This is a genomic window from Exiguobacterium sp. J17977 (assembly GCF_018616375.1).
Lineage (GTDB): Bacteria > Bacillota > Bacilli > Exiguobacteriales > Exiguobacteriaceae > Exiguobacterium > Exiguobacterium mexicanum.
Genome location: NZ_JAEQBB010000017.1, coordinates 1 through 895 on the forward strand (window position 1 = coordinate 1; position 895 = coordinate 895).

An 895-nucleotide genomic window follows, 5' to 3' on the forward strand; every position below is an offset into this window, starting at 1 on the left:
GGCTTTGTAGCTCAGTTGGTAGAGCAAAGGACTGAAAATCCTTGTGTCGGCGGTTCGATTCCGTCCAAAGCCACCATTTACAGCGCCGGTGTAGCTCAGTTGGTAGAGCATCTGACTTGTAATCAGAGGGTCGAGGGTTCGAATCCTTTCGCCGGCACCATTTTTCTCATGGCGGTTGTGGCGAAGTGGTTAACGCACCGGATTGTGATTCCGGCATTCGAGGGTTCAATTCCCTTCAGCCGCCCCATTTTTAAAAATTAATGAGCCATTAGCTCAGTTGGTAGAGCATCTGACTTTTAATCAGAGGGTCGCAGGTTCGAGCCCTGCATGGCTCACCATTTCTCATTAATTACTATACTTAAATATTATATGCGGGTGTGGCGGAATTGGTAGACGCGCTAGACTTAGGATCTAGTGTCTTTGACGTGGGGGTTCGAGTCCCTTCACCCGCATCTCTAATCTAATTTTATATTGCGGAAGTAGTTCAGTGGTAGAATACGACCTTGCCAAGGTCGGGGTCGCGGGTTCGAATCCCGTCTTCCGCTCCAATTATATGCGGTCGTGGCGGAATCGGTAGACGCGCTAGGTTGAGGGCCTAGTGGTGGTTAACACCGTGGAGGTTCAAGTCCTCTCGACCGCATTAATGCACCCTTAGCTCAGCTGGATAGAGCGTTAGACTACGAATCTAAAGGCCGGGAGTTCGAATCTCTCAGGGTGCACCATTTATAACGGGAAGTAGCTCAGCTTGGTAGAGCACTTGGTTTGGGACCAAGGGGTCGCAGGTTCGAATCCTGTCTTCCCGACCATTTCTTAATTCAATTTGGTCTTTGAAAACTGAACGATGAGGCAAAAATGATTTACAATTTTTGAATGAAGCGCAAGCTTCGTCATTTTT

The 895-nt window shown here is 48.4% G+C and carries 9 tRNA genes; all 9 read left to right on the plus strand.

Going from position 1 to position 895, the window contains the following annotated elements:
• The 9 genes from KNO58_RS15220 to KNO58_RS15260 all read left to right on the plus strand — a co-directional run bounded on the left by KNO58_RS15220 (window position 1) and on the right by KNO58_RS15260 (window position 806).
• Window positions 1–76 (plus strand) — tRNA-Phe (locus KNO58_RS15220).
• An 8-nt stretch (window positions 77–84) separates the two neighbouring features.
• A tRNA-Thr gene (locus tag KNO58_RS15225) sits at window positions 85–160 on the plus strand.
• A gap of 11 nt (window positions 161–171) precedes the next feature.
• Window positions 172–247 (plus strand) — tRNA-His (locus KNO58_RS15230).
• Window positions 248–262: 15 nt separating this feature from the next.
• Window positions 263–338 (plus strand) — tRNA-Lys (locus KNO58_RS15235).
• Window positions 339–371: 33 nt separating this feature from the next.
• Window positions 372–452 (plus strand) — tRNA-Leu (locus tag KNO58_RS15240).
• Between the two features lie 21 nt (window positions 453–473).
• Window positions 474–548 (plus strand) — tRNA-Gly (locus tag KNO58_RS15245).
• Between the two features lie 7 nt (window positions 549–555).
• Window positions 556–640, plus strand: a tRNA-Leu gene (locus KNO58_RS15250).
• 5 nt (window positions 641–645) lie between these two features.
• A tRNA-Arg gene (locus KNO58_RS15255) sits at window positions 646–722 on the plus strand.
• 7 nt (window positions 723–729) lie between these two features.
• Window positions 730–806, plus strand: a tRNA-Pro gene (locus tag KNO58_RS15260).
• The last annotated feature ends 89 nt before the right edge of the window (window positions 807–895 follow it).